Here is an 8129-nt window from a genome sequence, read left to right as displayed (position 1 = left end):
GCGGCGATCGGCCTCATAGACGCCGTATTTCTTCCGCTGAGCATCTTGGGAGGCCTGGTCAAACGTCATTCGCACTCAGCCTTAAACCAGCCCCCGCGACCCCGCCACCGCCACCACCACAAGCCCAATCGCCAGGTTGACCCCCACCAGCCGTCGGATCCGTCCCAGCACCCCAGCACCCGCCGCCCAATCCTCAGCCTGCACCGCCGCCCGCAACTCCGGCAGCAGCAACGACTGGATCCGCATGAACAAGGCGAACATCACGATCCCACCACCGATCATCACCTGCACATACCGAGGCGCCGTCTCGAAGCCGGCAAAGCGCAGGTGAATCATGCCCACCCCACTGACAGCCAACACCGCCACCGCCAGCCAGACCCATCTGAAGAAGCGCTGGAAAACCTCCACCCACAACCGCAAACGTGCCGGCCCCTCCAGCGCCGCAACCGTGGCAGGGCGCAGCACCAGCCAGGCGAAGAACATCCCGCCGACCCAGACCAGGGCGGCAAGCAAGTGCAGGGTGTAGGGCAGGGCAAAGGCGAGCATCCGGATCTCCATGCGGCACAAAGGGCAATAGCGGGGTATGATAGCCGGCCCATGCGAAACACTGAAAATATATCCAGCCCTCCGGGCGCCTGCAGACCATGATCAGCAACGAACTCAAAGCCACCATCCAGGGCGCCTATTCGCGTTTCCTCGAAGCCAAAAGCCTCAAGCCACGCTACGGCCAGCGCCTGATGATCGCCGAAGTCGCCAAGGTGCTCGGTGACATCGCCTGCGACGACGAAGGGCGCCGCGCTGGCGAGCCCGCCGTGGTGGCGGTGGAGGCCGGTACCGGTACCGGCAAGACGGTCGCCTACAGCCTGGCCGCGATCCCCGCCGCCAAGGCCGCCGGCAAGCGCCTGGTGATCGCCACCGCGACCGTGGCCCTGCAGGAACAGATCGTGTTCAAGGACCTGCCCGATCTGATGCGCAACAGCGGGCTGAACTTCAGCTTCGCCCTGGCCAAGGGCCGGGGGCGCTACCTGTGCCTCTCCAAACTCGACATCCTGCTGCAGGAAGGCCACGCGCAGTCAGCCACCGCCCAACTGTTCGAGGAAGAAGGCTTTCACATCGAGGTCGACGAGCGCAGCCAGAAGCTGTTCAACAGCATGATCGAGAAGCTCGCCGGCAATCGTTGGGATGGTGACCGCGACAGCTGGTCCGAAGCCGTCGAGGACCAGGACTGGGCACGCCTGACCACCGACCACAGCCAGTGCACCGGCCGGCACTGCCCGAACTTCCAGCAGTGCGTGTTCTACAAGGCCCGTGAAGGCATGGGCAAGGTCGATGTGATCGTCACCAACCACGACATGGTCCTGGCCGACCTCGCGCTTGGCGGCGGCGCCGTGCTGCCCGACCCGCGCGACACCATGTATGTGTTTGACGAAGGCCATCACCTGCCAGACAAGGCCATTGGCCATTTCGCCCACTATTCGCGCCTGCGCTCCACCGCCGATTGGCTGGAGCAGACCGCCAAGAACCTTACCAAGCTGCTGGCCCAACACCCGTTGCCAGGCGACCTGGGTCGATACATCGAGCAAGTGCCGGAACTGGCCCGTGAGGTGCGCACGCAGCAGCAGTTCATGTTCACCTTATGCGAGCAGGTTGCCGACTTCCGCGCTGGCGAAGACATGGAGGGGCGTGACCGCCCACGCTACCGCTTCGAAGGCGGTGTGGTGCCCGAGCAGATCCGCGAGGTCGGCATCGAGCTGAAAAAAGGCTTCGCCCGCCTCAACGACCTGTTCACGCGCCTGGCCGACCTGCTCAAGGAAGGCATGGACGGCGAGAACAACATTGGCATTGCCAGTCACCAGGCCGAAGAGTGGTACCCACTGTTCGGCAGCCTGGTGACCCGTGCCCAGGGCAACTGGGAGTTGTGGACCGCCTTCACCGCCGAAGACCCGGAAGACAGCCCGCCCATGGCTCGCTGGCTCACCCTGGCCGAATCCGGCGCGCTGTTCGATATCGAGGTCAACGCCAGCCCGATCCTCGCCGCCGAGATGCTGCGCAAGAGCCTGTGGAACGTTGCCCACGGTGCCCTGGTCACCTCGGCTACGCTCACCGCCCTGGGCAAGTTCGACCGCTTCCGCATGCGTTCGGGCCTACCGCGCGATGCCGTCACCTGCGTGGTGCCCAGCCCGTTCGTGCATGGTGACGCTGGCCTGTTGCGCGTGCCCGACCTCGGCGCCGACCCGCGGGACGCCACCGCCCACACGGCGGCGATCATTCGTGAACTGCCGAACATCGTCGAGCAGGCCCGTGGCGCGCTGGTGCTGTTCTCTTCGCGCAAGCAGATGCAGGACGTGTTCGACGGCCTGGACCGCGACTGGCGCAAGCTGGTGTTGATCCAGGGCAACCTCTCCAAGCAGGAAACGCTCAACAAACACAAGGCGCGTGTCGACGACGGCCAGCACAGCGTCCTGTTCGGCCTCGCCAGTTTCGCCGAAGGTGTCGACCTGCCCGGCGCCTACTGCGAGCACGTGGTCATCGCCAAGATTCCCTTCGCCGTGCCCGACGACCCGGTGGAGGCGGCCTTGGCGGAATGGATCGAAGCCCGCGGCGGCAACCCGTTCATGGAGATCGCCGTGCCCGACGCCTCGCTGCGCCTGATCCAGGCCTGCGGCCGCCTGCTGCGCACCGAGCAGGATCGTGGCGTCATCACCTTGCTCGACCGACGCCTGGTCACCCAGCGCTACGGCAAGGCTATCCTCAATGCACTCCCGCCCTTCCGGCGGGAAATCAGCTGACTGCCGGAGTATTGCGCCCCGGCACGTTGTCAAAATCCGGTCGTGAGCCCAGCAGGGCTCTGAAGGAGAGCAACCGCCCCATGATTCGCCGTACCCTGCCTGCCTTGCTAACCCTGTTGTTCAGTGCCCCTTTGCTGGCCGGGCAACAGACGCTGTTCAGTTTCGTCCGCCCAGCTTCGGTCGTGAACGTGACTACACAAGATGCCGGGATGCCGCAGTACAACGCGGAGCAGACAGCCGAAGGCGAGGCGTTGCGGCGCGTGGTGTTCAATCCGGTGGCGCAACCGACACTGCGCCTGAGCCCCCAGAGCGGAGCCTGGGACTGGTCCGGCGTCCAGGCCCTCACCCTACGCCTGCAAAGCGCGATGGACTGGGCCCTGACCGTCGATGTGACCGTGCAGAGCAGCGACGGTCGCACGCTCACCAGCCGTATCGACCTGCCGGCGGGGCCTGCGCAGACCGTGATGATTCCGCTCAAGGCCAGTTCGCCGCTGAGCCAGGGGATGCGTGCCGGGCCTCCGATGCCCTGGGCATTCGAAGGGCAACGCCTGCTGCTGGCCAGCAGCGCGGGGGATACCGATCTCAAGCAGGTCACCTCGATCAGCTTGAGTATCCCCAGCCCCAAGGTGGCCCAGAGCCTGCTGATCGAAAAGGTCGGTTTGCAGGACGATGACTTGGCATTCAAGGCGGCCTACAGCGAGTTGATCGACGTTTACGGCCAGTCCACCCGTGCGCGGTGGCCGGAGAAGATCGTCAGCGACGATCAGCTCAAGGCTGCCGACAACCGTGAAAAAACTGTGCTCAAGCGCTGGCTGGCCGAGCGGGACAAGCAGGGCCTGGACCCCTATGGCGGTCTGCTGGCAGGGTCGGCGTTCGAGGCCAAGGGATATTTCCGCACCGAAAAGCGCGAAGGGCGCTGGTACTTGGTTACACCTGACGGTCACCCGTTCTACTCGCTTGGGGTCAATGCCGTGGCCGCCGATGGTGGCCGCACCTACGTGTCGGGTCGTGAAGACATGTTCAAGGCCTTGCCGGGCGAGGGCGACGCATTCGCTGCTTTTTATGGCGAGGGCAACAACGACGATGGCAATGCCTCGTCGCAGGGGCGCAACTTCAAGCAGGGGCGCTGGTTCGACTTCTATACGGCCAATCTGCAACGCACCTATGGCCAACCCTGCACACCAGACGCTCCATGCCCACCCCAAGCATTCGATGCGCAACGCTGGCAGGGGCATACCCTCGACCGCTTGCAAGCTTGGGGCTTCAATACTCTCGGCAACTGGAGCGACCCAGCCTTCGCCCAGGCCAAGCGCATGCCCTACACCCTGCCGCTGGCGATCGTCGGCGATTACGCCAGCATCAGCACCGGCATGGATTGGTGGGGGCGCATGCCCGACCCATTCGACCCACGCTTCGCCATGGCCACCGAGCGTGCCGTGGCCATCGCCGCCCGTGACCACCGCGACGACCCTTGGCTGATCGGCTACTTTGCTGACAACGAACTGGCCTGGGCCGCGCCGGGCGACGATCCCAAAGCCCGCTATGGCCTGGCCTATGGCACCTTGCGCCTGACCACCGATGTGCCCGCCAAGCGCGCCTTCCTCAAGCAGTTGCGCGACAAGTACCGCAACCAGGAAGGGTTGTCCAAGGCCTGGGGTATCGAACTGACGGCCTGGGAACTGATGGAAGACCCGGGCTTCGAAGCGCCGCTGCCCAACCCGGAGCATCCGGAAATCGAGCGTGACTATCAGTACTTCCAGCAGGTATTCGCCGAGACCTACTTCAAGACCATCTCCGATGCGCTGAAATGGCATGCGCCCAACCACATGCTCCTGGGTGGACGCTATGCGGTGAGCACGCCTGAAGCCGTCAAGGCCTGCGCCGAGTTCTGCGATGTGTTGAGTTTCAACTTCTATACCCTCAAGCCCGAGGACGGCTACGACTTCGCCCACCTGGCCGAGCTGGACAAGCCGGTACTGGTTTCGGAGTTCCAGTTCGGCTCCCGTGACCGTGGCCCGTTCTGGCCGGGTCCGGTGGAGGTCGAGCGCGAGGAGGGCCGTGGCCCGGCCTATGGCAACTTCCTCAAGGCCGCCCTGGCCCAGCCAATGATCGTGGGCGCACACTGGTTCCAGTACCTCGACCAACCCGCCAGTGGCCGCCTGCTCGATGGCGAGAATGGCCACCTGGGGCTGGTGGCCATTACCGACGTGGCTTATCCGGGGTTTGTCGAGGCGGTACGCCGGAGCAACCTGCAGGCCATCGGTCAGTTGCGCGACACGCTGGTAAAACCCAGCCACTGAGCGAGTCCGGGGGCGTCACGCCCTCGGATTTTCGACCTTTCTTCATGACCATCCAGCCACATTCAGTTTGCAAAACGGCGAACTGCTGAAACAATGCACGCTTTTGCACGTTAGGTCGTACGGAGAGCAGTCGGGTGCAGATCCAGGGTCACTATGAGCTGAAGTTCGAGGCGGTGCGCGATGCCTTCGCCGCATTGTTCGAGGATCCCCAGGAGCGTGGTGCGGCGTTGTGCATCCAGGTTGGTGGGGAAACCGTGGTCGACCTGTGGGCCGGCAGCGCCGACAAGGACGGCCGCGAGGCGTGGCACAGCGATACCATCGCCAACCTGTTCTCCTGCACCAAGACCTTCACCGCCGTCACCGCCTTGCAGCTGGTCGGCGAGGGCAAGCTGGCCCTCGACGCCCCCGTGGCCCGCTACTGGCCGGAATTCGCCCAGGCCGGCAAAGAGACCGTCACCCTGCGCCAACTGCTCAGCCACCGCGCCGGCCTGCCAGCGATTCGCGAGCTGCTGCCGGCTGAAGCGCTGTATGACTGGCAGGCGATGGTTGATGCCCTGGCTGCCGAAACGCCCTGGTGGACGCCTGGCACCGAGCATGGCTATGCCGCCATCACCTATGGCTGGTTGATTGGCGAACTGATCCGCCGCGCCGATGGCCGTGGCCCGGGCGAGTCCATCGTGGCCCGCACCGCCCGGCCGCTGGGGCTGGATTTCCATGTCGGCCTGGCGGACGAAGAATTTCATCGCGTGGCGCACATCGCCCGCGGCAAGGGCAACTCGGGCGACGCGGCTGCACAGCGCCTGCTGCAGGTGACGATGCGCGAGCCCGAAGCACTGTCGACCCGCGCCTTCACCAACCCGCCAGCCATCCTGACCAGCACCAACAAGCCGGAGTGGCGGCGCATGCAGCAACCCGCCGCCAATGGCCATGGCAATGCGCGCAGCCTGGCGGGTTTCTACGCCGGTTTGCTCGATGGCAGCCTGCTGGAATCCGAACTGCTCGACGAGCTGACCCGCGAACACAGCCTGGGCCAGGACCGTACCTTGTTGACCCAGACGCGTTTCGGCCTGGGCTGCATGCTCGACCAGCCCGACGTGGCCAATGCCACCTTCGGCCTCGGCAGCCGTGCCTTCGGCCACCCGGGCGCCGGTGGTTCGGTCGGGTTCGCCGACCCTGAACATGACGTGGCCTTCGGTTTCGTCACCAACACGCTTGGCCCTTACGTGCTGATGGACCCACGCGCCCAACGATTGGTGCGTGTCCTTGGCAGTTGCCTTTGATCGGGTAATGCGGGTATTGCCCGGACCCTTTGACTATCCTCAATGCCAACGCCTGATGCGTGTGGGCAAAATTTCTTTCAATTTCATGGTGTATCGCTGATGTCTTCACATAAAACCTTAGCACTTGCCCTGTGCCTGACCATGACCGGCTGTGCCAGCCACTCCCAGGACGGGTCCAAGGAAAGCAGCCTGAACTGGTGGCCCTTCGGCTCCGACAAGGTCGCCGAACAGGAAGTGAAGGCCGCCGTGACCGAGAACGTGGCCAAGGCCGACGCCAAGTCCGAGAGCAGCAGCCGCTGGTGGTGGCCGTTTGGTTCCGAAGAGAAGAAGCCGGCGGCCGCGGCCGTACCGAAGATCGACCAGAAGGCCACCCAGGCCTGGCTGGACCAGTACGAACCCAAGGTGCGCGAAGCCATCAAGGGCAGCAAGCTCGAGCTCGAGCGCCGCGAAGATGTGCTGGCGGTGACCATCCCGGTGGACAGCGCGTACAACCCGGACCGCCCGAACATGCTGCTGCCGATCACCCTCGGGCCGATCACCCAGGTGGCCAAGGTCATTGAAACCGACACCAAGACTGCCGTGCTGATCCTCGGCCATGGCGACAGCAGTGGCGCCACCGCCGCCAACCAGAAGCTCAGCCTCGAGCGCGCCGCCTCGGTGTCGGCGATCTTCCGCCTCAGCGGCCTGCAGCGTGATCGCCTGATGCTCAAGGGCATGGGCTCGGTAATGCCGCGTGCCGCCAACGACAGCGCCGAGGGCCGTGCCCTGAACCGTCGCGTCGAAATGCTGCTGACCCCGCAGAACACCATGGTCGCCCTGTTGGCCAAGTACCAGCAGGCTGCTCCGGCCCCGGCGTCGATGGTGGCCACTCAGGAAACCAAGGCACCCGTGGCCGCCAAGCCAGCCGCCAAGCCCGCCGCGAAGAAACCTGCCGCCAAGGCCAAGGCACCGGCCAAGGCCAGCAGCGCCGCGAAGAAGAAAGCCGCTCCGGCCAAGCCCGCCGCGAAGAAGGCCGCCACCGACAAGAAAGTCGCCGCCAACAGCCCTGCGAAGACCAACTGATCGTCAAGGAAACGCAGTCATGACCCAATCCCTGGCCGATATGCGCCGCGACTACACCCGTGATGGCCTGGCCGAAGCCCAGGCCCCGGGAGAGCCGTTCGCGCTGTTCCACCAATGGTTCGCCGACGCGGTGAAGACCGAGCAGCTGCCGGTGGAAGCCAACGCCATGACCCTGGCCACGGTGGACGCCGATGGCCGTCCGCATTGCCGGGTGCTGCTGCTCAAGGCCCTCGATGCGCGAGGGTTCACCTTCTTCACCAACTACGACAGCGCCAAGGGCCAGCACATCGCGGCCAATCCGTTCGCCGCCATGACGTTCTTCTGGCCGGCGCTGGAGCGTCAGGTGCGTATCGAAGGGCGGGTGGAGAAGGTTACGGCCAAGGAGTCGGACGACTACTACCAGGTGCGCCCTATGGGTAGCCGCCTGGGGGCCTGGGCGTCGCCGCAGAGCCGGGTGATTGCTGACCGTGAGGAACTGGAGGGGCTGGTCAAGGCTACCGAAGCGCGTTTCTCCGACTCGCAACCCCATTGCCCCGAGCATTGGGGCGGTTACCGCCTGTTGCCGGAGCGTGTCGAGTTCTGGCAGGGGCGGGCCAGTCGCTTGCATGATCGGCTGAACTATCGGCTGGTCAATGGCCAATGGCAGCGCGAGCGCCTGGCCCCTTGAATCAAACGGGCCGCTGTGCGGCCCTTCGCCG

At 64.9% G+C, this 8129-nt stretch carries 6 protein-coding genes; 5 read left to right on the top strand and 1 reads right to left on the bottom strand.

Going from position 1 to position 8129, the window contains the following annotated elements; genetic code table 11:
• Positions 1-81: 81 nt before the first annotated feature.
• The gene (locus P5705_RS25405) at positions 82-546 is read right to left on the bottom strand and encodes a CopD family protein (protein ID WP_277463625.1); all 465 of its coding nucleotides are present in this window, start codon (positions 544-546) and stop codon (positions 82-84) included.
• A gap of 98 nt (positions 547-644) precedes the next feature.
• On the opposite strand from P5705_RS25405, the gene dinG reads away from it, so the two are divergent.
• From dinG to pdxH, 5 genes are all read left to right on the top strand, one after another.
• On the top strand, positions 645-2789 hold the full coding sequence (gene dinG, locus P5705_RS25400; RefSeq protein ID WP_277463624.1) for an ATP-dependent DNA helicase DinG: 2145 nt from the start codon (positions 645-647) through the stop codon (positions 2787-2789).
• An 80-nt stretch (positions 2790-2869) separates the two neighbouring features.
• Positions 2870-5089 carry a beta-galactosidase gene (locus tag P5705_RS25395; protein ID WP_277463623.1) on the top strand — a complete coding sequence of 740 codons (2220 nt, stop codon included), beginning with the start codon at positions 2870-2872 and terminating at the stop codon, positions 5087-5089.
• A gap of 134 nt (positions 5090-5223) precedes the next feature.
• Positions 5224-6369: a serine hydrolase domain-containing protein gene (locus tag P5705_RS25390; RefSeq protein ID WP_277463622.1), complete on the top strand. Its 1146-nt coding sequence runs from the start codon at positions 5224-5226 to the stop codon at positions 6367-6369.
• Between the two features lie 99 nt (positions 6370-6468).
• Positions 6469-7431 carry an OmpA family protein gene (locus tag P5705_RS25385; protein WP_277463620.1) on the top strand — a complete coding sequence of 321 codons (963 nt, stop codon included), beginning with the start codon at positions 6469-6471 and terminating at the stop codon, positions 7429-7431.
• Positions 7432-7450: 19 nt separating this feature from the next.
• Positions 7451-8098, top strand: coding sequence for a pyridoxamine 5'-phosphate oxidase (gene pdxH, locus P5705_RS25380; protein ID WP_277463619.1), 648 nt, complete (start codon positions 7451-7453; stop codon positions 8096-8098).
• Positions 8099-8129: the final 31 nt, after the last annotated feature.

It is taken from the genome of Pseudomonas entomophila (assembly GCF_029478665.1).
Lineage (GTDB): Bacteria > Pseudomonadota > Gammaproteobacteria > Pseudomonadales > Pseudomonadaceae > Aquipseudomonas > Aquipseudomonas entomophila_F.
This window is presented reverse-complemented; position numbering and strand designations above follow the sequence as displayed.